Genomic DNA, 24901 nt, shown 5'->3' with positions numbered 1-24901 from the left:
GAATATGACTACACAGCGAGAAGAACAGACTGCCGGTACGACTGCAGCAGGCACGGCAGCACCGCGGGCGGGGGAGGGTTTGGCGTTTACAGTCGTGAGCTTGGCGCCGAACCTGCCAGGGCCTTTAGCCGCTCGACGCCTGGCTGAACTCGGCGGTGATGTGACCAAGGTAGAGGCGCCGTCCGGGGATCCGATGGCGCAGTACTGTCCGCAGTATTACGAGGAAATGACGGAAACGCAGTCCATAGTTGCCCTGAATTTGAAGGATTCGAAGGGGATGACAGCACTGCAGGAGCTACTGGTGGATGCCGACATCTTGCTGACTTCCCAGCGTCCTGCGGCCCTGGAACGCATGGGCTTGGGGTGGGAAGACCTGCATGCACGCTTCCCCCGGCTGAGCCAGGTGGCGATCGTGGGGCACGCCGGGGAGGGTGCCGATGTGGCCGGGCACGACCTGACGTATCAAGCGGATGCGGGGACCTTGAGCCGGGACGTAGAGGGAAACCCAATCATGCCGCGGATTCCCGTGGCGGATATGGCTGGGTCGGAACGCGCGGTGGTCGAGGCAATGGCCGCACTATACGAAACCCACATCACCGGTGAGGGCACGTACCGGGAGGTGGCCCTGGCCGGGATGGCGGAGGTCTTCGGTGAACCCGCGCGCTTCGGGTTGATGACAGACGGGTTGCTGGGTGGCTCGTTGCCACAGTATTCGCTGTACCCGGCGGCGGAGGGATGGGTGGCCGTGGCGCTGTTGGAACCGCACTTTGTGAATGGGTTCATGCAGGCGGTCGCGGCCGATGAGCTAGCGAGTGAGCTGAGGGATGTCTCGGCGCAGGCCCTAGCGGATTTGTTCGCCACCAAGCCCGCGCAGTGGTGGGAAGCTTGGGCGCGGAAGCACGGGCTGCCCATCACAGCAGTGAAGGGTTAATTGCCGTGAATAGCGATGCTATGTGAACGGCTAGGCACCGCACACAAAAGGGCACCTGCAGGGAAAGCTAGGTACCCTCAGCCATCGTTTCGCGTAGCGGGCGGGCCAGCTGTGTCATCTCTCGGCGCCCGCGTAGCTCTACGGACTTCATGAGCGTCCATCGGCGCTGCTCGGCCTCATTAGCGGTGCGCAGGGTGGCAGCACTGGTGAGCACGCGGCCGGGGGTTTCCTTCGCCAGGTCAGTAATGCGAGCGGCTTGATTCACGGCGTCGCCAATAACGGTGTACTCAAAGCGGTCACGAGCGCCGATGTGACCTGCAACGACTGACCCGGCAGCCACGCCAATGCCCGCTTCGAATTCCAATCCGCGAAGTTGCTGTTGTAGTTCGCGAGCCGCGGCGAGGGCATGGCCCGCCGAGTCCTCCAGGGGGAAAGGAGCGCCGAATACGGCCAGAGCCGCATCGCCTTCGAACTTGTTGATGATGCCCTTGTTCGAGTGGATGACATCAACCACACGATCGAAGAAGCCGTTGAGGGCCTTCACGACGTGTTCTGGGGAGCGCTGCGCGGCAAAGCCAGTGGAGCCGATGACGTCGACGAAAAGGACGGCTACCTGCCGGGCCTCTCCGCCCAGTTCGGGTTTCTCCTCGAGGGCGCGCCGGGCGACCTCCGTGCCCACGTAACGGCCGAACAGGTCGCTGACGCGCTGGCGTTCGCGCAGACCGCGCATCATCTCGTTGAAACCGGCCTGGAGCACGCCGATTTCTGAAGAATCGTAGATGCGGACGGTGGTATCCACGGACCCGCGGCGCACGCGGTTAATGGCATACTGCAACTCGCGGATGGGGTCTGCTACAGCCATCGCAAACAGGAACGTGCCCGAAAAGCCGCTGAGCAAAGTGGTGATACCAAGCGCCAACAGGGCTGGCAGCAGTTCATCGCCATCGACGGGGAAGAAACCGCGGGCTTGTCCGAAGATCAGCAGCATCATGCCCACGACGGGAACGGCGGAGGTCATCAGCCACGTCATCATGAGGCGCCGTGACAGCGGGGCGGGGCGGGATTGCTCCAATGTGCCGCGCTGGAGAGCGCGCGCAGCAATGGGCCGGACCAGGCGCTCGGCGACCATGTAGGTGACCAGGCCGACCATGAATCCGCCGAATGTCGAGGTCACGGCCACTGTGATTGCCCACTCGGGCGAATACCTCGCGGCCACCACGGTGAACAGGATTACTCCGATGAACCACAACACAGCACCGGTGATCGTCTGCAGGAAAGGGATGCGCAGGACAAGATTGCGCATCATGTTCGGGTCGTAGGCCGTGGGATTGCGCTGCCACCGTAAAACAGGCGCGAAGAATACAAGGGTTGTGATTACGCCCGCGACAACCGCCAGTGCAAAGTACAGCGCATACAGGGTGGCGGTCGTGGGGTCCAACTTCATCAGGTTCCGGGCCGCGGGCAGCGGAATCAGGAAGCGGAGGAACGTGGCCACACCCAATGCGCCGATGACGTTAGTAAACAAAATCATCGCTGCGTACAAGGGCCAGGAGGTTCCCCAGGCCCAGGACAGGTAGCGAATGAATTGTTTCATGCTTAACAGAGTAATGGTTGTGCACCAGCCTGCACTAAAGGTTGTGCGAAGGGGTGGGAAGTGATTCGTGGAACGTCGGTGGCAGGGGGCGTGCCGGAGCACGGTAATTGCGCCAGCGTCCGTTGTCTGCGGCGGTGTCGGAACCCGTGACTACACTGGGTAGTCATGACGAGCAACGACGGTGTTTTCGCCACCATCACCGCCCCGGACGTGCGTGAACAGCTGCATCAGGCTGTGGTGGATCCGCAGGCGTTGACTCATTCGTGGTTGTTTACCGGACCGCCGGGTTCGGGCCGGTCCATTGCGGCGAAGGCATTCGCGGCGGCCTTGGTGTGCCCGAACGATGGGTGTGGGCAGTGCGAGCAGTGCCGGATGGTGAATGCAGGCACCCATCCGGATGTGATTTGGGTGAGTACGGATGGGGTGTGGATCCACGCCGATAAGGTTCGTGAGGTCATTTCGGATGCTGCGAAGCTTCCCACAGTGGGTCGTCGCCGTGTGATTGTGGTGGAGCACGCTGATCGGCTCAACTCCGCGGGTTCCAATTCACTGTTGAAGTCTGTCGAGGAACCCCCGGCAAGTACGTTCTTTGTCCTGTGCGCGCCCTCTACTGACCCAACGGATATCTCTATTACCCTGCGGTCGCGCTGTCGCCACGTCTACATCCCTACGCCGTCGCCGGAGGCTGTGGAGGGGGTTCTTTTATCCGACGCCACCTTGGACCTCACTCCAGAACAAGCTCGGTGGGCCGCGGGTGTTTCCGGTGGGCATATCGGCAGGGCCCGTCATTTAGCAAGGGATGAGAAAGCCCGGGCGAAGCGCGCGGCGGCGCTGAAAGTGCCCCAGTTGGTTTATGAGCCCGCGAAACTATATCGCTATGTGGGAGAGCTGGTGGCGAAAGCTCAGGAGGAGGCTGAGAGCCTCATGGCAGACCGCGACCAGCGCGAGCGTGAGGACCTCGAGGATGCGTACGGGGTGGGGGCCAAAGGAAAAGGGGCGGCGAGAGCCCAGAGAGGGTCTGCGGGTGCGGTCGCGGAGCTGGAGCGCAAGCAGAAGATGCGCCGCACCCGTCAATCGGGTGAAAGCTTGGATCTGGCGCTCATCGACATCGCGGGGTTGTACCGTGATGCGATGATGCTGGCCACGGATGCGGTGGCTGGCGATGAACCTGTGGGTGGGTTCCAACACCCGGACATGGCGGCCACGGCGCGCGAATTAGCGCGTCGGAACTCTGGGGCCGCGTTGGTGAGATGCATTGATGCTGTGACGGAGTGCCGGCAGCGATTGCTATCGAATGTGAAGCCGGAGCTGGCTTTGATGGCACTCGCGGGGCGCTTGCAGCAGTGCTGTGGGGTCGTCTAGCGGAATAGCTGTGCGGGGTGGTTTGGCTGAGCAGCCGTCCAGAGTTGCTTGGCTGGGCAGCTGCGCGGGGTGGTTTGGCTGAGTCGATCTGGGGGAGGGGGCACTGTGATGCCGCGATCACGGCCGTGCGGTGAGCGCTCGAGGAGGTCGAATGTGCAGGAGTGGGGGAAAGCCACCATCGGTTTTGTTCGTATGAACCACATCCGCTAGGATTACGCTTCGTACCTGAAGTTCTATCAGGATCGCGAGCGCCCTCAGTGCTCAGCCGTCCGCCATTAGAACTGCTTGTATGCGCCGCTTTAGCTCAGTCGGCAGAGCGTTTCACTCGTAATGAAAAGGTCGCGAGTTCGATTCTCGCAAGCGGCTCCATGTGATCAGTCGGGACATAGTTGACATCGTAAGTCGCGACATGGTTATTTTGCGTCGCAGGGTTAGAACACTGTTCTAGCTCTGCGGCGTTTGTGTTTGAGTGGGGCGGGTGTTCTTGACCAGGTTGGGTTGGTAGCGACGGCCGGTGTCGATGCTGTGTTCGACGATGATTTCGCCGGTGTCGGCGTTGGATGTTAGGGGCGTGGGTGCCGGTGATGGCGGTTAGTGTGCGTGTTCCTGTGTGGGCGCGGCCAATGCCGAGGTATCTCATTTCGGCGGCGAATCGGAGTGTGATGCGGCCTGCTTGGTCGACTTTGTCGTTGCGTACCGGGTTGACTTCGGTAACAAGAGGTTGGGGTGATGCTTTAGGTAGGGCTTCGTAGGCTTGGTGTGGGGTGCGACGAGATAGAGCAGGTATCGGGAGTGATCGTCGAGGAAGTCAAGGACATCGATGGCTTTGCCGTTGCGGAGTCGGATGTAGGTGACATCGGCCTGCCAGCATTCGTTGGGCAGGGTCGCTTCGAAGCGTCGTAGGGATGTTTTAGGTCGTTTGGTTGGTTGCGGGGTCACCAACCCTTGTTAAGTCAGGATGCGACGGATGGTGGATTCGGCAGGGGCGTAAATTCCGCGTTGGGTTAGGACCCAGGCGATTGTTTCGGGGCCGTTGTCTGCGCCTTTGGCGGTGAGTTCTCGGCGGATTGCGATGATGTTTTTGATGGTCGCGTCGGTGGTTTTGTTGGGTGTGGATCATGGCGCGGTGGATTGTGGCAGTACCGCATCAGGTCCGCCGGCGTGGTAGCGCTTAATGAGGGTATAGATCCATTGCCGGGAGCGTTTGAAGTGGCGGATTACGGCGAGCAACTTCGAACGGACCTGACCCCTTTTTGGTGGACACCTGATATCCATTCCAGTCGGGCTGGGAAGAAAGGTAATCTACCACCATGTCTAGGTACTCTGAATAGTTCACATGCGATGCTGTGGCTCTCTATGAGAACAATGGGGACCTCTCGCTGAACGCAGCATCAGCAGAGCTCGGTATCAACCGTGCCTCGCTGCATTCTTGGGTCAAGAAGTACGGCACCGGAAAGCGTGCGCGCATTAAAGCTGTGCATGATAAAGCCCAAGCGGCGAATGATTCCGAACAGATCCGCAAGCTAGAAAAGGAAAACGCACAGTTGCGCGAAGAACGCGATATCCTGCACAAGCCCGCGAGATCCTTGCGTTCCCGAACGGGGATTTGTCTCGTAATGAAAAGCTCGCGAGCTCGAATCTCGCGAGCGGCTCCAAAATGACCCGTCACCAGCAGTGATGCGGTGGCGGGTTTATTTCAATCCTGCTGCTGCAAGCGCCTCCCGCGCTACCGGTTCCGCCGCCGCGCGATCTGCCGGCACCAACCCGATCCGCGTGCGGCGATCCAGGATATCGGAAACCGTCCGCGCGCCCTCATGTGTCACTGCGAAACTCAGACGGCCACGTGTGACCGCCAGCCCCGGAACCACTGGTTCATCGGGGCGCGCAATCGAGCTGCCCTGATCCGTATCGCTGTTCGTTTCCGCGGTAGCTGCCGCGCCCATCGATTCATCGGTCACCGTGAGCTTTCCGGGCTGTTCGGGCCGCGCAGGTGGGCCAATCAGCGGTGTCTCCTTCGTCACGCAAGAACCAATATTGGCCTTCGTGATCAGCCCCTCCGCCAGCACTCGATCCACCGTCTGCTCGGCCATCAGGCGATACTCCGTCAGCTTGCCACCGGTCACAGTCACCATCGGTCCACGCACGAGGATCGCGTGCTCGCGCGACAGGTCCGCCGTGTGCTGTTCACCGTTCGCACTGTTTTCTTGGTTCGACGCCACCTTGCCCGGCTCCGCAATCTCCACCAGCGGGCGCAGCCCCGCGAACGTGCCAATCACATCATCTGCGGTCAGGTCCACCAGCAGCGCCTGGTTCACCACGTCCAGAATCCACTGCACATCTTCCTCAGGTGCCGTGGGGACATCCTCCAGCTGGGCCTGCTCATCAGTCAGCCCGATGTAGCAGCGCCCCAGCTGGGTGGGCAGGATAAAGCAGAAGCGATTGGTCGCGCCGGGTACAGGCACCGTCAGCGCGCCTTCGGGGTTCCCCAGCTTCTCAGCGGCAACGACTAAATGGGTTCCGCGGGACGGCGTGACCTTCACCGTCTCATCCAAATCCCCGGCCCACACACCGGTGGCGTTCACCACCGCGGAGGCGTTCACAGTAAGAACTTCACCCTCTACGTTGAGGTGGACGGCAGCATTCCCACCAGCTGAATTAACCGAGCCGTTACCGCGCAGATCATCCACGGATTCCACCCGGCAGTGCGTCAACACATCAGCCCCGAAACCCCCAGCCGTACGCGCGAGCGCGGTGACCAAGGCGGCGTCATCAATAAGTTGACCATCATAATTGAGGTAGCCGAACTTCACATTGCGACGATCGACGGCGGGACATAGCTCCGCAACGCGCCGAGCCGAAATCGTCCGGGAACGGGGGAGTGTCTTGCCTGACGTGCCGGCAGCAATACGTAACGCATCGCCAGCGATAAATCCCATGCGGGGCAGCACATTATTCAATGCGGAGAACTTCGACATCACGGGAACTACTTGCCCCAGGGCACGTGTGAGGTGTGGGGCTGTGACCTCCATGAGGATGCCGCGCTCGGCGGCGCTGCGCCGCGCGATCCCAACGTTTCCGCTGGCCAGGTACCGCAAGCCGCCATGCGCCAGCTTCGAAGACCAGCGCGAGGTGCCGAATGCCAAGTCTTCTTTGTCCACGAGCAGCACGCTTAAACCGCGCGTGGCTGCATCGAGTGCCACGCCCGCGCCGGTCACACCCGCACCCACTACTACGAGGTCATAGGAGGCTGGTTCGCCCGTCTTCCCAGCGCTCAATTTCTCGATCAACGCTGCGTGTCGCTGTGGAGACAGGGTTGCTCCGGCGTAATCGAATGAAACGTCGCGGGAGCTCTCGTTGCCCCGTGTGGTCTGGTTAGCCAGAGATGTGGCATTGGCAATGCGATTCATAATCTTTAACGTACTCCAATCAGTAAACTGGCGAGCATGAGTCACAACCAGAAGGCCGATCAGGTCCCTAATCCCGCCGTCAACCGCGCACCGCACAGCTCGCTGCCGGTGCCTCCGATGGTGTTCAACCTCTGGGGTACGGAGGATGAAGCCAAGCCGCTTAACGATTCGATCAAAAAGATGCTCGGCAAGCTGTTGGGCGTCGATGGTTCTTTACCTCGACGCCCCGCTGTTGACATTCGCCTGTCTGCCCCTCGCACTACCGAGGCGGACTGCACTGCAATGGCAGAAATTGTCGGTGAGGCCTTCGTCTCTTCCGATGACGAACAGCGCATGCCCCGTGCCCGTGGCAAGAGCTACCTTGACCTGCTCGATTGGCGGATCGATGGCGAAGTCGACGCACCTGACCTAGTTGTGGCCCCCGCCACCGATGAGGAAGTGCTGCGCATCCTCGAGTTCTGCACCCGAGAAAAGATCGCCGTTGTGCCCTTTGGTGGCGGCACCTCAGTCGTTGGTGGCCTGAATCCAGTGGACGGCGGCCACCGCGCGGTGATTAGTTTGGATCTGGCGCGCTTCGATCAGCTGGAGGACGTGGATCCCGTGTCCGGTCTCGCCACGCTGGGGGCCGGGCTATCCGGCCCACACGCGGAAATGCTGTTGAGTGAAGAGGGATTACAACTGGGCCACTTCCCGCAATCCTTCCCGTATGCGACCATCGGTGGTTTCGCTGCTACCCGCAGCTCCGGGCAGAACTCCGCCGGATACGGCCGTTTTGACGATATGGTGCGTTCGATGACTGTGGTCACCCCAAAGGGGATCATCGAGGTAGGGCAGGCATCCCCCGCTACTGCGGCTGGTCCTGCGCTGAAGCAATTGTTCCTAGGATCCGAGGGCACATTGGGCATCATCACCAAGGTGCGGGTGCGGGTGCACCCCATTCCACAGACGAAACTGTATGAGGCCTTCAGCTTCCCCACCTTCATCGACGGTGTGAATGCCCTGCGCGATGTGGAGCAAACCGGTGCGGGCCCAACCGTTTTGCGCTTGTCGGACGAGATCGAATCTAGCGTGAACCTCACTAGTACCGACAACATTGGCGAGCAGGATGAATCCCAGCACACAGGGTGCTTGGCGTTGACTGTTTATGAGGGCACTACGCAGCACGCGCAATCCCGCCATGCTGAAACCCGCGCCATCATGTTGGCCCACGGTGGTGTTTCCCTTGGCGAGGGGCCAGCGCGCAAGTGGGAACAGGGCCGTTTTGGTGCGCCCGTGTTGCGCGATTCCCTTATCGATGCCGGTGCGCTATGCGAGACCCTCGAAACCGCGACCGACTGGTCCAACGTGCCCCGTGTGAAGAAGGCAGTGGGTAATGCGTTGTCCCGCGCGCTGGTGGCGGATGGTTCACCTGCCCTGATTATGTGCCACGTTTCGCACGTGTACGCCGGGGGCTGCTCCTTGTACTTCACCGTTGTTGCAGATGCGGGCGAGGACCCGGAGGGGCGCTGGAAGAAGGCGAAAACGGCGGCGTCGGAGGCAATGGCAACCCACAACGCCACCGTGACCCACCACCACGCGGTGGGTACTGACCACCTGCCGTGGATGGGGCTCGAAATCGGCGAACTGGGAATTGCGGCGCTACAAGCTGTGAAGCGCGAACTGGATCCTGCAGGGATCTTGAACCCTGGAAAAACCTATGCACTGACTCCGGAACAAGCGGCACCGGACGCGAAACGCGAGCTTTAGTCGTTGAACCTCGGAAAACAGATCGTCCTCCCGATGGGCGACCAAGCACGCGCCACCACGTGGCCTGAAGAAATGAGTAACGCATGTCCCTGATTCATCACTCTGATGGACCATTCGAGGTTGGCACCGCCACCATCAAGCGTGTTGCGCTGCTGACCAATCCCGCCGCCGGCAAGGGCAGTGCCAGCAACGCCGCAGAGAAAGCCAAACAGCGCCTCAACCAACTGGGCGTGGACGTGGTTTCCATTCAAGGATCTAGCCCCGAGGCTTCTCGCGAGCTCGCCGCCGCCATGATCGCCGATGAGCGCATCGATGCCCTCGTGGTGGCAGGCGGGGATGGGTTAATCGCGCTGGCGCTGCAGGAACAGGCCCAATCGGGCAAGCCGCTGGGGATTATTCCCGCAGGCACGGGCAACGACCACGCCCGCGAATACGGCATTCCCACCGATCCGGTCAAGGCTGCGGAAGTCATCGCCCACGGCTTTTGGACCACCGCGGACTTGGGTGTAATGCGCGCATACCCCCAGGGCACGGATATTATCCAGCAGAAACTCGGCGAGCCCCACAGCACGTACTGGTTTGGCACTATCGCTTGCGCGGGGTTCGATTCCCTCGTTTCCGATCGGACTAACCAGATTAAGTGGCCGAAGGGGCGCAGTCGCTACAATTTGGCGATCGTGCCGGAGTTCTTGAACTTCCACTCTATCCCCACCACGCTAGTGTTGGACGCAGGCGAAGATACCCAGCGGGTCATTGATACCCAAGCCACTTTATGTGCGATGGGTGTGACTCGCTCCTACGGTGGTGGCATGTATATCTGCCCCGATGCGAATCACCATGATGGCCTGTTGGATGTCACCGTTATGGGGCGCCTGTCGCGCACCAAGGCCGCGCTGAAATTCCGCAAGATTTTCACCGGCGATATTCGCGACGAGGAAGGTTTGGACATGTACCGCACCAAGCGGGCCCGCATCACTATGCCACACATCAACGGTTATGCGGACGGCGACAGATTCGCTCCCCTTCCCATGGAAGTTGAAGCCATCCAGGGCGCTGGCAAATTCCTCGTGCCCCGCCCCTAACGGTCCCACGAGCCTTTTGACTCCCTCAACCCGCGGCCCAAAACCGTGGCTACCCCTGGGGTCGTGGTCACTTCTTTCAACCGACGCCACCCCGGGCCCCCAGCCGCGGATGTGCAGTTGGGGGCTAATGATCTACGTCGACGATCGCCCGCTCCAGCTCAAAAGCTGGAGCGGGGCGTGCCGCGGCAGCCTGAGCTGCGACGATACCGTTGGTGCGCCCGCTGGAAGGATACTGCGGGGCGTAGCGCTGGCCCGGTTGACCGATGCTGAGGGCGGGGCTGCGGTAGACGGCGTCGGAATCAAAAGAAGCGCTAGCGGCGCCCGACTTACCGCTGCCGCCGGTCAGCGAGCGAACCAACGCCCCGGCCAACACAGGGGCATGGACCTGCGGGAAAGTTAGGGCAGAGTTCTTTAGACGCGCGATGATGGGATTCATAACCGATAGTCTACCCAGCTACATCGGGTGAGTGTTTCGGCCAGCTACCTAGGCAATGTCATGTTCTGTCGTCACTGAGTCTTTCGTCATCGATTGTGCTAGCGGTACTGACAGGCCCAACGGAGCGGGCGTGACCAATGCGATCCACATTCCAGAGAGGGTATCCATTGGTAGTAGGAGGGGCACAGCGCGGATGAAGCGCTTAAGGCCACGTTCCTTCATAGAATGCACTAAATAAAACAGCCTGTAGGCGCTATCGCATAGGCGGGTGAGGTCATGGTGTCAAGGCTACGGAAAAAACTCCCCACCGTAGCTGACGGTGGGGAGTTCACGAGGGGAGAAGCTAGTACACAGGATCTCCTGTAACAGGGGATCTAACTGCGCTAGCTACTGATCCTCGGCCTCTTTCGTGCCCGATTGTCCTGCCGCCGGGCTGGTTTGGTACTTCGGCGTGAGGTTTTCCGGATTTTCCATCAACGTCACGTTGAGGATGTTGTCAGGGATACCGAACGCATCCACCAGCGGTTTGGACCATGGGCCGAGCGAATCCACCAGGTCATTCAAGGCTGCGCGCGCCGCCTTGGTGCGGGTGCCCGTGAGCAAATTCTGCTCCAAGTACCACGCGGCATTGGTCCGAATCATGTCAAGGAAGAATACGTGACGGACCTGCTCGAACACGCGACGAGCATCCTCGGATTCCACCTTGGACTCAGCTTCTAGCAGCGCCTCAAACAAAATGCGATCGACGTGTGCCCACGCGACCGAGATGAGGTGATCCTGCGCGCCGTCGACAACCTTCGCTGCCTCACTAATGTCCATCTTCTTCGCAGGACGGAGGCGTCGAGCCAGAGAAAGCATCAAACGATTTTCGCGCTCCTCGATCAGCTTGACCTGGAAACTTGGGTCGAACAGGCTTGTTTCCTCGGTATCGGTGAAAGTATCCACGAGGTTCTGGATCAAAGCATCCGCGGCGGTCCGGCGACGCAGCAAAGTGCTGAAGTTATCGAGCCCGAAACGCACCATTTCCATGGGGCGCAGGGAACCGACCTCACGGGCGAAACCGGTCATTAGCTCTTTTGCCGCCAGCTGCAGCATCACCACGTTGTCGCCCTCGAAGGTGGTGAAGATGTCCGAATCAGCCTTCAGCGTGGTCAATAAGTTTTCCGCCATGTAGCCTGCACCACCGCACGCTTCACGCATCTCCTGAATCGTATCTGTGGCATGCGCGGTGTTAGCAGCCTTTAGTGCAGCAGCGTGCGCCTCCACCTCACGCTGGTCGGACTGCTGTTCCTTGGTCATGTTCGTGGGGTCCAAGCCCAGCTGATCCAATTCGTGCACACGGGAGATCAGGTTGTTCGTCGCCAGCTGCAATGCATAGGCGCGAGCCACGCGCGGGATCAGGCGCAGACGGTGCTGGCGGTGCTCGATCAGGCGCTTTTCCGGCAAGGAATCATCCGCGGCGAACTGACGGCGAATGTTCGCGTAGTTCACACCAATACCCAGTGCGGTGCGTGCCGCCGAGGCTGCAGCTGCACCTACCGTTACGCGGCCGCGAACCAGCGCACTCAGCATGGTGAAGAAACGACGGTTCGGATTCTCGATGGGGGAGGAGTAATTGCCTTCCGCGTCTACATCTGCGAAGCGGTTCAAAAGATTCTCGCGAGGAACCCGGTAATTGTCGAAGCTCAGCGTGCCATTGTCCACGCCCTTGAGGCCGCCCTTGTAACCGTGGTCGCCCAAGCGAACGCCCGCGATAGCGGAACCGTCATCTTCACGAATCCGGGCCACGATGCAGTGCACGCCGTGGGATTCCTCGACACCTGGGGTGTACAGCTGGCAGAATACAGCCGCGAAGCGGCCGTCGCGTGCGGCATTGCCGATGTACCACTTCTCGGACGAGGCGGTGGGGGAGTTGATGATGAACTCTTGGGTCTCAGGATCGTAGGTCGCGGTGGTCTCCAAAGACTGCACGTCGGAGCCATGCCCGCGCTCGGTCATGGCGAAGCAACCCAGCGCGCGGAGTTCGATGAGGTCCTTAACCAGCTCTGCATGGCGCTCGGTGCCCAAGTTGCCAACGGCGCCACCGAACAGGCCCCATTGCACACCCGCCTTCACCATGAGGGACAGGTCGATGTGACCGAGCATTTCAATGGATGTCAGGGTTTGGCCGGTTTCCCCAGTTCCACCTTGGTCCGTGCGAAATGCGCCATGGGGCAGCTTAGACTCTAGAACCATCTGCAATTGGCCAGTGGTGTGAGCTCGCGAGCCTTCTAGATCCTGATCGTACACAGGCAGTGCGTCTGGGTTAGCGAGGACGTCCTGACGGATGCGCTCGCGCGCCTCGGGAAACTCACCATCGAGGACTTTCTGGATTTCCTTCGTGACGTGGTCCCGTAAGCTATCGCTGGGGGCGGAGTTCAGTGTGTCGGGGGCCGACTTGGAACGGCGGATATCTCGATTCCGAGCCTTCTTCTCCACCGAAGTGTCGTTATCCGTGACGTCGGTTTGGGTTCCTTCGGTCTGCGCCGTGGTGATGTTCTCTTCATCTGCGATGCTTCCATCGGTCAAGTTGGAAGCACCCAGGTCCTTAGGTTGAGAGTGTTGTGACATAACCCCACTGTACAAGCGCGCCTCTGGCGAAGTGGTTATTTTTAAATATACTGTGCGTGGTAAATGCGCTGTGTATGGCCTCTCACCATGCGCTTTGATCGGCAAAATATTTTCGGATCCTTGGTTCCTGTTCCCGCGTGGAGGAGCAGGGCTTAAAATCATAGCCATGGCTTCGAATCGAATGGCTGCGCGCAATTACTGGAAATTCATCGCCTTCGCCGTCTTTGCTGTGGCGTGGGGCGGCAACGAATTCACCCCAATGATGGTTTACTACCGTGGGGAAAACGTGTTTGGCAACGTCTTCGTCGATGCCCTCTTGGCAAGCTATGCCGCCGGCATCGCCATTAGCCTGTTGATCTCCGGCCCGCTTTCGGACAGGTTTGGTCGCCGGTTAGTCATGTTCCCAGCACCTGTCGTTGCCTTGGTGGGCAGTATTCTGATTGCGGTTGGGGAGACAAATTCGCCACTCATCTTTTTGGGGCGCGTCCTCTCCGGAATCGCTATTGGCATAGCGATGACCGCGGGCGGTTCGTGGATCAAAGAGCTATCTACGCCAGCCTTTGACCGAAATGCCACGCCTGGAGCTGGTGCTCGCCGGGCGACGATGTCCCTGACGGCAGGGTTTGCCCTGGGCGCACTAGTGGCTGGCGTATTGGCCCAATGGGGGCCGGCACCGGGTAAGACCCCGTATCTGGTCCATATCTTTTTGGCCTTGGTGAGCATGGTCGGGCTCGCCGGCGTGCCTGAGACGCGGCAGAGTGCCCACTTGAAGGTCAAAGGAAGTTTTTGGTCCGATATCGCCACCCCAACGGCATTGCATCCCCGCTTTTTGCTGGCTGTCTTGCCCATCGCACCTTGGGTGTTCGGGTGCGCCGGAGTAGCCTACGCGATCTTGCCGTCTCTCACCCAAGATAGGGTTTCAATTCCCATCGCGTTTTCGGCTGCGATCACGATGGTGGCACTGACTTTTGGCTTCGGTGTGCAGCAGATTAGCAACCTCTATCTGCGTGGACGTGGAGTAATGGGTCAGCAGCTGGGATTGGTGCTGATCATCGTCGGAATGGCTCTAGCTGTATGGACAGCGCAAAGCCGCTCTCTCGTAGGCGCAGCTATCGCGGCGGTCATCTTGGGCACTGCCTACGGTGTGTGTATGATCACCGGGCTAACGGAAGTGCAACGGCTGGCGGGCCCGGATGATCTGGGTGGGCTGACGGCAGTTTTCTATGCTTTCACCTATCTGGGTTTCTTCTTCCCAATGATTCTCACCAAACTCAATCAGTGGTTCACCTATGAAATGATGTTGGGTGTGGGCGTGGTCATCGCGGCAATCAGCTTGGTTCTTGTTTCTGCCGTGGGCCAGCGGTTTCTTCCCGAAGAAAAGATATCCGGTCAGAGTTAAGGAAGCTGCATGACTAGTTTTGATTTTATTCCGTCGTCTGCTCGGCATACGTGGCCCGGTGGAGACATCGTATCTCGGCAGTCATTTCCTGCCACGGGAAACTTCGATCTCGTCGCAAACGCATTCGGCTTGCTCATGGTGCACAACGATGATGTGGTTTCGCCAGGCGAGGGCTTTGATATGCACTTTCACAAGGACGTTGAAATCGTCTCATGGATTGTGAAAGGCGCGGTACGGCATCGAGATTCGGGTGCTGAAGAGGAAACTATAGTGCGTGCGGGGATGGCGCAGGCTATCACAGCTGGCTCTGGGGTTAACCATGCAGAGGTTAATGCCAACGGATACTCCAGTGGCTCGTTTCTGCGAGTGATCCAATGCTGGTTGCCCACAGACATTCCCAATGCCTCACCCAGCCACCACAGTTATGACTTCAACGCTGCGCTCGATGCAGGCGGGTTAGTGACGGTCGCAGGTGAAGGCGCTCCGCTGCAGATCAATACCGCTGGAGCCAGGATGTATGTGGCTCGGTTGCATGGATCCGCCAATCGGGTGGCGGTTCCCGGTGCTCCTTTTGTGCACCTTTTTGTGGTGAATGGGAATGTGCAGGCTGGTGATTATGATCTCGCTGAGGGGGACGTGCTGCGGTGTAGGAATCTGGATGCGGACTTACCAGTCAGCGGCCAGGGGGAGATTCTAGTGTGGGGCATGGATCGGTCGCTGAACGAATAACGAGCTGGGTTAGTTTTCGGGCTTGTCCACGGGGTTGACCACGGGGTTCCCGTGAGAGCCTTCCTCATCGCCGTGGGGTGTGACCGGATTTTGCAAGGCCACGGCACGCGCCAGGCGGGCATAGCGGAGCTCTAATTCGCGGAAGCGGATATACGTGGAAAGGGTGGTAAACATGAATGCCACCACCAGCACGTACAGTAGTAAATCCGTCCCTCGCGAAACGCCGACCCACTGTGCAACCACAGTGAGGTCATCAGGGCGCAAGATTGCCCAGATGGTGGCGAGAACGAAGATGACGAACCCTATTTTCACCCCAGCCCTCGCTCTAGCCTTCCGCCGGTTGGACAAGAAATATAGGGCCAGCCCAACGACGGCAAGAAGTAGAAAAATTTGAATCAATAGGGTTTCGAGCATCAAGGTAACTTCCTCGCGATTAAGCCATCGGCCAGAATATTAACCCCATTGAGCAAGCTCTGGCCCTTGCTCATGGAGTATTCGGTGTACAGAATATCCACCGGTTCCTCGCTTACGCGCCAATTATTCTCCACGATGGATTTCACAATCTCGCTGGCATGGCTCATGCCATTCATTCGCAAATTTAAACCGTCGGCGACGGTTTTATTGAACACGCGCAAGCCATTGTGTGCATCGGTTAAGCCTAGCTTCCGACTTACGGGGGACAACAGCACAACAGTTTTGAGTGCAAACCGTTTTAACCACGGGACTTGAGAATTCTTCTGCCCACCAAACCGTGTTCCAGTGATAATGTCCACCGGTTCGTGGCGCAGCCTCTCCAACATGTGAAGTACGTCTTTCACCTGGTGCTGCCCATCGGCGTCGAATGTCACAAAATATTTGGCGCCAGGTTGGTTCCGTGCGTATTCAATGCCGGTTTGCAGGGCCGCGCCCTGCCCCAAATTGACAGGGTGATTGATCAGGTGCGCTCCCGCGGCCTGGATAGCGTCCGCTGAATTGTCTGTAGAGCCATCATTGACCGCAACAATATTCGTGAAAGTTTTTCGGGCCTGGGAGATAACATCACCAATGACCGATCCTTCGTTATAACAAGGTATGACCAACCAGACATCGCGATGGTCGCCGTCGGTGGGCGCTATCGGCTGATTCATATAGGGGCTTTCTCGTGAGGCGGGAGTTGTAATTGTTAGGCGTGTGAGTCTCTTGGGCTCCCCGTGTTGTACTGGGAGCAAACCCAGGGTTCTATCGGGACCGCTGGAAAATGACCTTGTACGCCTTGCTTAACAGGGGCGTTGGTAGCGCGCGAAACGCGCTGCGCAGGCTGAAATTCACAATAGCCCTTGCATACCCAATTAACCCGTATTGAACAAGGTTGCGTTGCATCGAAATTTCGGCTCGCCACATCGCCTTACCGCTGCGACGTTGAAACATCTGATCCGAAGTGCGGAACCATGTGAGGGGACGTGGATCATTATGCATTATTTCTCCCCTTGCGATCATCCTTGCCCAAAGGTCATAATCCTCCATAAATGGCACATGCCTATACCCGCCCGCATCGACTACTGCCGATTTCCGGAACATTGCGGAAGGGTGATTGATCGGCGAATTTAATTTGACAGCTCGTTCGATCTGCCGGTGAGTTTCCGGCAGGCGGCGAACGGTTGTCTGCAACTGTCGAATGGTGGACAGATCCGCGTTCATATTTCCAACGCGCACGGGTTGGTCCGCCAGTTCCTCCGAACGGAACTCCGCGAGTGCGCTTCCTAGCACTGCCACCTCAGGGTGCATGTTCATGAACGCAACCTGCTGCTCGAATCGCTGTGGCATGGCGATGTCATCGGCATCTAACCGTGCAATTAAGTCGTGCGAGCACTCCCGCAATCCAGCCGTTAACGCGCGCGCAAGCCCGACGTTGTGGGCTAGCTCTACTACTCGGGTGGTGTTGCGGTAGCTTTTCTCAAATTTTTTGACGACGCCGCGCAGGTCCCCACCCACGGGGCCGTCTAGCACAATCACAACTTCCTGGGCCGGCTGTGACTGTTGGTGCAGGCTCGCCAGTGCCCATGTGAGGTCGTGAGGATCGATGCGATGGTAGATGGAGAGCAGCGCAGAAACTGGGCTATCCATGTGCTGGGGTTGGGGAGTGTTAGGCGAGGCCATGTTGCTTATCCTCCGTCGGTGGCGTTGCGTGGGAATCACGGCGAGCAAAAACTAAGACACCAAGGTGTGTGATGGCGCCTACAACGGGGCCGATACCGAGGGCCAGGAGAGCTCGGAGTTCCGGCTGGGCGTCGAGGAAGAGTGCGCCGATAGCTACGATAGTGGCAATCACCCAGCCGACCGAGTACAAGCTGTGGCGCTCGGCAGCTAGAGCTGCGCTTCCGGTGATCATCAGGATCGCTGTCGCACCGGATACCAGCGTGAACAGCCCCAGCCACAGGGGAGCAACGAGTAGCTCCTCGTTGAAGAACACCGCAAGTATTGGACGGCCCAGGAAGTAGGCGGCCACTCCACCGACGATAGCCAGGCCGGCGACGATTCCCAGAGGAAGCGCCGCGGCAGCTAGGACCCGATCGCGTGCTTTCGTGAAATGCACGATCAGTGCCGGTTGAAAGCGTTGCAACGGAACCAAAATTGGTGCTCGAGTGAGGGTGACTGCGGTAATCGTGGCGGCCAACGCACCCTGAGGAACAGAGGTATCGGTCGTGAATTTCAGTAACACCGGAAAACCCGTGATGATAACTGCATTCGCCCCACTGGCCACCATCGCCTTAAGGGTGCGCTGCAAAAATGCACCCTGATCCGTATCGGCCCGTTCGGAGAACAGCGCCCGTGTGGGGGCAGAAACTGCGGCGAATAGAAGCCACGTTCCTGCGCCCAATACGGTAACCAACAAGAACGCCACCGCATGCCACCCCATGGCCCACGCGAGGACGGCCAGTATTAGTCGAGACACCGAATCAATGGTGATCAAGGCGGCGAATCGGTTCCATTCCGCGGCCGCGGAAAGCAATCCACACACTAGGGCTTGGAATGCGTAACTGGCCAGACCGATAGAGAGCATGGCCGCACCCGCTACAGGCGAAGATGGGGACATGCTGCCGATGAACAGTGGGCTTAACAGCGCCGTTCCAACCCCTAGTACGAGCGCAATAAACCCCGCAGTACGGATGGGCTGGGCTCCCCGAGGTGCAGCTGCCGTAGGCACACCTCCCTGAGCGACCTCGCCCAGCGGGGACTCACCAGTCGAACGCCGCGCCGTCACCGCCCGAGTAGTTTCCTGCATCAACCCGTCTAGCAATCCCGTAAGGGCGAAGAAGAAACCCCAGTACACCAAGAAGATTTCATAGTCAGCTTCCCCGAGCGCGTGGGAAGCCACAATGAGGATCAAATAACCAGAAATCGCCACCAACACCGTGGCCAAGGTCATAGAACGCATCGAGGATGCCCCCTTACTTCCCGAGGGGATTCTTTCCGAGAGTGTTCTTAGCAGCGTCGATAGCGTTCTTGGCAGCAGTGCTGACAGCTTCACCGGCCTGGCTGGCCACATCCATTGCCTGCGAAGCAGCCCGGGCAGTTGCGCGGGCAGGGCCGCCCGAATCCACCTCCGTGTCCAGGTCAGCGGCGGGAAGCCCGCTGAGATCCTCATTCAGGGAGGAGGTGGGCGTCGTCCCAAAATAAACGGAAGAGGCAACGGCCGGGAAGTAAGGCAGCTCGGTGCGGCGAAGCCAGCTGTCGAAGAGGGAAGACACATCGGCGGCGGAAATGTCCTTGCGGTGCTGGATGATGTCAAGAACCAGGTTCTCCAAATCCCGAGTCTCCACTAGTCCGAAGCGGTGCTCGGAGGTCCAACGGCGCAGCAGATCGAAGAAATCGTCATCACCGAGCAATACCCTCAGCGCGTGCACGGTAAGAGCCCCGCGCTTGTACACACGGTCATCAAACATGTTGTCCGCACCCGGATCGATCAGCAGCAAATCCTGCGGTTTGTTGGCTAAGTGGTGGTAATGGAAACGCGCGTGCTTTTCAGCCGGGATGCCCTGCGAGCGCTCGAACCACAGCCACTCCGCGTAGCAGGCAAAACCCTCGTTCAGCCAAATATCGCGCCACTCCACCAACCCCACCGAATTTCCGAACCATTGGTGGGACAACTCGTGTGCGATCAGGCGCTCCCACGTTTTCTTGCCGTTGGCGTGGTTCTTGCCGAACATGCTCATGGCCTGGGCCTCGAGCGGAATCTCCATGACTTCGTCCGTGATCACCACACCGTAGGCGGGGAAGGGATATGGGCCGAACATCTCGCTATAAACCTCGACCATGGCGGACTGATCTGCGAAATCGTGCGCGAAACGATCCCGAATCAACCGTGCCTGGTGGTCGCCGAACGGCAGCCAGGCATGCACCGGAACGGTCTTCCGGCCCAGCTGCGCATCGGGCAGATTCGTTTGCTGGTACGGGCCCACGTACACCGCGACCAGGTAGGTGGCCATGGGATAGTTGACCTCGAACACCCGGGTTGTCCAGGCCCCGCGGTGAGAAATGGCAGTCTGTGTTCCCGTGGCGACGGCCGTGATGTCCTTGTTCGTTGTAAACGCGATGCGGTAAGTAGCTTTTTCATCCGGGGTGTCATCGCAAGGGAACCAACTGGGAGCGCCATTGGGTTGACCTGCGACAAGGGCTCCGTTGTTGGTTTCCTCCCAGCCAACCTCTCCCCACTTGGACCGCAGCGGGCGAGGGTTGCCGGCGTAGTGAATGACGATATCGAACGATAGATCCTCGGGGATTTCGTCGGTGAAGGTCAGGCGCAGCTTTTTGTTGGATTGCCGATAGCGTTTGAGCTGCAATTTGGCTTTTAATTCAGGTTCGGTTCGCGCAGCCCCGTGGCCCCGCACCTCTACTTTGCTCACGCGCAGGGCATCGGCGAGATCCAGTGTGAGCGATTTCAATGGCCGGTAATTCTCCATTGACAAGGTGGCTGTGGCGCGCAGGTGGTTCGGGTTCGCGTTGTAGGTTATCTCCAGGTTGTAGTGGAGAATATGGAACCCGAGGTTGAACTCCACGCCGGTGTATGTATCGATAGCGCCGGCGATGGGGGTACTGCGGTGGGGGCGTTGAACAGTCACACGAAAACCTTACTAGGTTGCAGTGGTTCCACCATGGTTTGGGCATAAGAAGAGGACCAGCTGGCCACTTGGGGTGGCACGGCTGGTCCGCGCTTGTCGTGGGTTTTTTATTGTCCGACGCCACCCTGATCCGCGCCGTCGCTGGACCATGGAAACCCACGTTTGGTGACTGCGCTGGGGCGATCCGGGTGGTCTATTCCGGAGGAAACCAGCGGGGCAGCACGGAGTTTCCCTGCCCCTGGAGTGGCGCGCCTACCTGCGGGCTGGTGCGGAGCCGGTAATCTGCGCAATGCTGCCGGCTAGGTCGCCGCCTGCGGACTGGTGAGGTTCGGCGGGACGCGCTACCTTCGTGCCCAGCCCCTTGGTTGCGACGGGCCAGAAGTCGCGCATGTCGTCCTGCCAGTAACCCCACTGGTGGGTGCCGGTGGGGCGGAAGTTGTAGGTCACGGGAATACCCAGCGCGCGGGTGCGTGCCCGGAATTCGTGGGTGCACCAGTTGGTTGCGGCTTCGATAACTCCGCCTTCGACGATCACAGTGGCGGATGCGGAGGAGTTCTTGCCCACGCGTTCGGAACCCAGCAAGTCGTGGGGGCCCGCGATGCCGGAACCGTTAGAAATGTACATGTTCTTCTGGTTCTTGAGCTTGGCAACGTTCAATTGTGGGTCGTTGTACCGTGCCAGAGCGGTGTTGCGGCCACCCCACATATCGTTGATGGAGGTGCCGCCGCGGTTGAGCGTGATATTGATCAAGTCAGGAGCCGCACCGGTGGTGGTGGCGGCGCAGCCGGAGAAGGAACCCACCGTGTCGTAGAAACCGGGGTTGTGCTGCGCTAGGTTCAGAACAGAGGTGGCAGCCATGGACAGGCCCGCAATGCCACGCTTGCCGTTGGCTCCCAGAAATGGCTCGATGCCCTGAGGCAGTTCCTTTGTAAGGAAGGTTTCCCACTTTTGGGGCTTCTTGCTGCCGCCCTGCAGCTGTGGAACGCTCTTTTGCCAATCGGTGTAGTAAGAGTACTTGCCAGCCATGGGAATAACGATGTTCGCACCGATGCCCGGAGATTTGTCGACATTTTTGAAGTTGCCGCGGTTACCGCCGTAGTACGTCACCACATCAGATTGCGCCAGCCAGTTTGCAGCACCCTCGCCGCCATCAGCGCCGTTGAGCATGTAGAGGGTTGGAGCGTTCTTACGCTTGGCCTTGTCATATGGCTGGATAACAACCACGGGAATGTTGCGATCCATGGATGGCGAGTACGCGGTGGTTTCAAAGACGTTGTCGTAATCGTGGGAATTGTACTCTGCGATGATCTTGCGCCACTTTGCGGTGGAATCGTCGGCCTTTTGCTTTTCTGTCAGCGCAGGTACCCGGGTGATTTTCGCCGGCGTGCTCGCTGCCGCTGCCGGCGCGGGTTCTGCGAAGGCCGCTGGGGCTGCGGCTGCGGGAGCAATGCTGGCGGCGATGGCAAGGCCTGTGGCGCCAATGCGGATCAACGGTCGCTTCATAATAGAGTCCTCAAATTCCTCTTGAAATCGCCTACCGGCGGTCATGCCGAAGTGGAAACGTGCATGTTTATAGTATTCGCTGTTCCCTCTACGGGCTTGTCTTACTTATCAACGTTTAAGTCATGCCGTACATTACCCTCCCGTAGCAAATTTTGGGAAGCAATAGTAGAAGGTTTTTTGTGTGCGTCACCGCGCCTTTCGAAGAACGGTGCAAGCCGAAGGGGACAGAAAGGGTAGGGCAGCCTAGGTGCAGCACACGATCTGGGCACCAAAACGCCAGGGATTAGCATCGACGGCAGACATCGGCGCCAGTCTTGCGTATCCTTGGGAAGCGTGGCTGAAGAACATTTTGACGTAGTAGTACTCGGTGCCGGACCCGGCGGATACGTGGCAGCTATTCGTGCTGCTCAGTTGGGTCTGAAGACCGCCGTTATCGAGAAGCAGTACTGGGGTGGCGTGTGCCTCAACGTGGGTTGTATCCCCTCGAAGGCGCTGATCCGCAACGCGGAGCTCGCACACACCATTACTAAGGAAGCGAAGACCTACGGCATTACCGGAGACAATATCTCCATGGACTTCAAGGTCGCTCACCAGCGTTCCCGCAAGGTCTCCGGCAACATTGTCAAGGGCGTTCACTTCCTGATGAAGAAGAACAAGATCCAAGAGATCAACGGCTTGGGTAGCTTTGTCGATGATCATACGATCGAAATCACCGAAGGCGATGATGCGGGAAAGAAGATCTCTTTCGATAACTGCATTATTGCAACCGGTTCCGTTGTTCGCTCTCTGCCAGGCGTAGAGCTGGGTGGCAATATTGTCTCCTACGAGGAACAAATCCTTGACGAGAACGCACCAAAGTCCATGGTCATCATCGGTGCGGGTGCAATCGGCATGGAGTTCGCGTACGTACTCAGCAACTTTGGTGTGGACATCACCGTTGTGGAGTTCATGGATCGCGTGCTCCCCAACGAAGACAAGGATGTCTCGAAGGAGATCGCCAAGCAGTACAAGAAGCTGGGCGTGAAGCTGAAGACGGGGCACAAAACCACCGCTGTACGTGACCTCGGCGAGGGCAAGGGCGTAGAGGTGGACATCGAGTCCGCCGACGGATCCAAGACCGAGACCCTCGAGGCCGACCGTGTCATGGTCTCCATCGGCTTCGCACCACGTGTGGAGGGCTTCGGTCTGGATAACACCGGTGTGAAGCTCACCGAGCGCGGTGCTATCGATATCGATGACGAGATGCGCACGAGCGTGAAGCACATCTTTGCCATCGGTGACGTCACGGCCAAACTACAGCTGGCGCACGTCGCTGAGGCCCAAGGTGTGGTTGCGGCCGAGGTTATCGCCGGTGCAGAGACTGAGCTGCTGGGTGACTACCAGATGATGCCTCGCGCTACCTTCTGCTCCCCACAGGTTGCATCCTTCGGTTACACCGAGGAAGCAGCGAAGAAGAGGGCAGAGGAAGAAGGGCGCGAGATCAAGGTCGCTACCTTCCCTTACACTGCAAACGGCAAGGCTCAGGGCTTGGGTCACGCAGTTGGCTTCGTGAAGCTGGTGGCCGATGCCGAATACGGCGAGCTACTCGGTGGACACATGGTGGGACCGGATGTTTCCGAGTTGCTGCCAGAGCTGACCTTGGCACAGCGCTTCGATCTCACCGCAGAAGAGATCGCGCGCAACGTGCACACCCACCCAACGTTGTCTGAGGCCATGAAGGAAGCCGCTCACGGCATTGCTGGTCACATGATTAATCTTTAATTGGTCTTCGCAGACAACACATAAAACCTGCTAGCCGGTGCCTCCCGTTCAGGGAATCACCGGCTACACTTATCTCCCGTGTCGGAGGTAATTGGTTTGCTCGTCGATCCCGGGCTGCCGGAAGCTAGGGTGCGCGGTTTGCTTCCCGAGCTGCGGGAGACGGCAAAGGAACAGGCGCAGGTGTGGACCCAGAACGTGGATCTGGGGACAGCGGGGGATTGGATTGATTCCGTGGATGATAGTGATCCACTGCCCGCGGGTAACACCGAAGCAGCAACGGTTTCGGCGCCCGTGCGTATCGACCTGCGGGTGGGTACTCTCCCCATGGATTCGGCCGGCAATGTCCGCCTTGCGCATTCTGCTTCGGGCATCATGAATGATCGCGGGTGGGATCGCATGGTTTACGTCACTGACCTGCCTCTTACTACTCGACGCCCGGTCATCAGCCAGTCCGTAGAAAACGGGCGTGCAACCATGCTGTGTTTGCCAGCCTTCGGTCTATTGCGAGCCCGCGATGCGCTGCGGCAAGAGTTGACTCGGCTAGTCAAAGGGCTTCCTGCGGGAGCAGGCGTGCCGGAAACTCAAGTTGCGGATATTGAGGGTGGTGACTCGTCCGCACAAACCACGCGGGTACTCGAAGGGCGCGGGCGCGTGCTGCGCTTGTGGCTGGGCATGATTCGCTGCAATCGCCCGGACAAACTCATTCGAGTGCTCTCGGGCTGTTTGGCCACAGGCGTGGCAACGGGGGCTTTCAGTATCTTCTACGGGTCGGTCTGGGCGATGTCTAGCCTAATCGCTGTGTGGCGCCTGAGCTTGATCACATTCGTGGCCATCGCGGCCCTGACCTTTTGGTTGATTTTTCATAATGGTTTGTGGAACAAGTGGCGCGGCAAGGACATGGATTCGCTCACGCGTTGGCGCAGCCGTATCGATAACTTCGCCACGGTTGGCACAGTGGGACTGGCGGCAGCGGGAATCTACGTGCTGATCTTTCTGACCCTGTTGCTGTTCGCCGCCACCGTGGTGCCGATTCCGTACTTCGCGCAGCAAATTAGTTCCAAGGTGTCCATTTTGGATTATTTGACGCTCGCGTGGTTTACCGCATCGCTGGGCACGATGGCGGGGGCGCTGGGCTCTGGCTTTGATTCGGATGATGCCATCCGCGAAGCGACTTATAACCGGCGCGAACATCGCCGTCGTGAGATAGCCGGGCTGTTCGACGATACTGGCGCCACCGGTTAG

18 protein-coding genes, 1 tRNA gene and 1 pseudogene are annotated in these 24901 nt (G+C 59.0%); 9 read left to right on the top strand and 11 right to left on the bottom strand.

Going from position 1 to position 24901, the window contains the following annotated elements:
• Positions 1-4 precede the first annotated feature (4 nt).
• The gene (locus CAURIC_RS10105) at positions 5-931 is read left to right on the top strand and encodes a CoA transferase (RefSeq protein WP_084588115.1); all 927 of its coding nucleotides are present in this window, start codon (positions 5-7) and stop codon (positions 929-931) included.
• 67 nt (positions 932-998) lie between these two features.
• On the opposite strand, the gene CAURIC_RS10100 is transcribed toward CAURIC_RS10105, so the two are convergent.
• On the bottom strand, positions 999-2525 hold the full coding sequence (locus tag CAURIC_RS10100; protein WP_035113524.1) for an adenylate/guanylate cyclase domain-containing protein: 1527 nt from the start codon (positions 2523-2525) through the stop codon (positions 999-1001).
• Positions 2526-2690: 165 nt separating this feature from the next.
• Here CAURIC_RS10100 and CAURIC_RS10095 point away from each other — a divergent pair, with 165 nt between their 5' ends.
• A complete protein-coding gene (locus CAURIC_RS10095) occupies positions 2691-3887 on the top strand; it encodes a DNA polymerase III subunit delta' (protein ID WP_035113525.1) in 1197 nt (398 codons plus the stop codon).
• A 293-nt stretch (positions 3888-4180) separates the two neighbouring features.
• Positions 4181-4256: transfer RNA gene (locus tag CAURIC_RS10090), tRNA-Thr, on the top strand.
• 75 nt (positions 4257-4331) lie between these two features.
• Here CAURIC_RS10090 and CAURIC_RS11105 read toward each other — a convergent pair.
• Both CAURIC_RS11105 and CAURIC_RS10075 read right to left on the bottom strand, forming a co-directional pair.
• Positions 4332-5096 (bottom strand): annotated as a pseudogene (locus tag CAURIC_RS11105) (helix-turn-helix domain-containing protein); the annotation flags it as partial.
• 482 nt (positions 5097-5578) lie between these two features.
• On the bottom strand, positions 5579-7294 hold the full coding sequence (locus CAURIC_RS10075; RefSeq protein WP_035113526.1) for a glycerol-3-phosphate dehydrogenase/oxidase: 1716 nt from the start codon (positions 7292-7294) through the stop codon (positions 5579-5581).
• A 36-nt stretch (positions 7295-7330) separates the two neighbouring features.
• On the opposite strand from CAURIC_RS10075, the gene CAURIC_RS10070 reads away from it, so the two are divergent.
• Both CAURIC_RS10070 and CAURIC_RS10065 read left to right on the top strand, forming a co-directional pair.
• Positions 7331-9040, top strand: a complete 1710-nt coding sequence (locus CAURIC_RS10070) for an FAD-binding oxidoreductase (protein ID WP_425474811.1) — start codon at positions 7331-7333, stop codon at positions 9038-9040.
• Between the two features lie 83 nt (positions 9041-9123).
• On the top strand, positions 9124-10122 hold the full coding sequence (locus CAURIC_RS10065) for a diacylglycerol kinase (protein ID WP_035113527.1): 999 nt from the start codon (positions 9124-9126) through the stop codon (positions 10120-10122).
• 124 nt (positions 10123-10246) lie between these two features.
• Here CAURIC_RS10065 and CAURIC_RS10060 read toward each other — a convergent pair whose 3' ends face one another.
• Both CAURIC_RS10060 and CAURIC_RS10050 read right to left on the bottom strand, forming a co-directional pair.
• A complete protein-coding gene (locus tag CAURIC_RS10060) occupies positions 10247-10558 on the bottom strand; it encodes a hypothetical protein (RefSeq protein ID WP_035113528.1) in 312 nt (103 codons plus the stop codon).
• 387 nt (positions 10559-10945) lie between these two features.
• Complete coding sequence (locus CAURIC_RS10050) at positions 10946-13168, bottom strand: acyl-CoA dehydrogenase family protein (RefSeq protein ID WP_290182730.1); 2223 nt, start codon at positions 13166-13168, stop codon at positions 10946-10948.
• A 166-nt stretch (positions 13169-13334) separates the two neighbouring features.
• On the opposite strand from CAURIC_RS10050, the gene CAURIC_RS10045 reads away from it, so the two are divergent.
• Together CAURIC_RS10045 and CAURIC_RS10040 are read left to right on the top strand one after the other, a co-directional pair.
• Complete coding sequence (locus tag CAURIC_RS10045; protein WP_035113530.1) at positions 13335-14567, top strand: MFS transporter; 1233 nt, start codon at positions 13335-13337, stop codon at positions 14565-14567.
• 9 nt (positions 14568-14576) lie between these two features.
• A complete protein-coding gene (locus tag CAURIC_RS10040; protein ID WP_035113531.1) occupies positions 14577-15296 on the top strand; it encodes a pirin family protein in 720 nt (239 codons plus the stop codon).
• Positions 15297-15305: 9 nt separating this feature from the next.
• Here the strand turns inward: CAURIC_RS10040 and CAURIC_RS10035 are convergent, their stop codons facing one another.
• The 6 genes from CAURIC_RS10035 to CAURIC_RS10010 form a co-directional block, all read right to left on the bottom strand.
• Complete coding sequence (locus tag CAURIC_RS10035) at positions 15306-15710, bottom strand: DUF2304 domain-containing protein (protein WP_052094906.1); 405 nt, start codon at positions 15708-15710, stop codon at positions 15306-15308.
• Positions 15710-16423: a glycosyltransferase family 2 protein gene (locus tag CAURIC_RS10030; RefSeq protein ID WP_035113532.1), complete on the bottom strand. Its 714-nt coding sequence runs from the start codon at positions 16421-16423 to the stop codon at positions 15710-15712. The genes CAURIC_RS10035 and CAURIC_RS10030 overlap by 1 nt, the downstream gene beginning before the upstream one ends.
• A gap of 91 nt (positions 16424-16514) precedes the next feature.
• Positions 16515-17432: a glycosyltransferase gene (locus tag CAURIC_RS10025; RefSeq protein ID WP_235700693.1), complete on the bottom strand. Its 918-nt coding sequence runs from the start codon at positions 17430-17432 to the stop codon at positions 16515-16517.
• Positions 17419-18711, bottom strand: a complete 1293-nt coding sequence (locus CAURIC_RS10020; RefSeq protein ID WP_290182725.1) for a hypothetical protein — start codon at positions 18709-18711, stop codon at positions 17419-17421. The genes CAURIC_RS10025 and CAURIC_RS10020 overlap by 14 nt, the downstream gene beginning before the upstream one ends.
• A gap of 13 nt (positions 18712-18724) precedes the next feature.
• The gene (locus CAURIC_RS10015; RefSeq protein ID WP_290182723.1) at positions 18725-20395 is read right to left on the bottom strand and encodes a M1 family metallopeptidase; all 1671 of its coding nucleotides are present in this window, start codon (positions 20393-20395) and stop codon (positions 18725-18727) included.
• 252 nt (positions 20396-20647) lie between these two features.
• Positions 20648-21898 (bottom strand): alpha/beta hydrolase, encoded by a 1251-nt coding sequence (locus CAURIC_RS10010; protein ID WP_035113534.1) that lies wholly within the window; start codon positions 21896-21898, stop codon positions 20648-20650.
• A 333-nt stretch (positions 21899-22231) separates the two neighbouring features.
• Here CAURIC_RS10010 and lpdA point away from each other — a divergent pair, with 333 nt between their 5' ends.
• Positions 22232-23659, top strand: a complete 1428-nt coding sequence (lpdA, locus tag CAURIC_RS10005) for a dihydrolipoyl dehydrogenase (protein WP_035113535.1) — start codon at positions 22232-22234, stop codon at positions 23657-23659.
• A 78-nt stretch (positions 23660-23737) separates the two neighbouring features.
• Entirely contained in the window at positions 23738-24901 is a 1164-nt protein-coding gene (locus CAURIC_RS10000; RefSeq protein ID WP_235700695.1) for a hypothetical protein, read from the top strand.

The sequence above is a fragment of the Corynebacterium auriscanis genome, assembly GCF_030408435.1.
GTDB classification, from domain to species: Bacteria; Actinomycetota; Actinomycetes; order Mycobacteriales; family Mycobacteriaceae; genus Corynebacterium; species Corynebacterium auriscanis.
The sequence above is the reverse complement of the archived record's forward strand: the minus strand, read 5'-3'. Positions and strand labels throughout refer to the sequence as shown.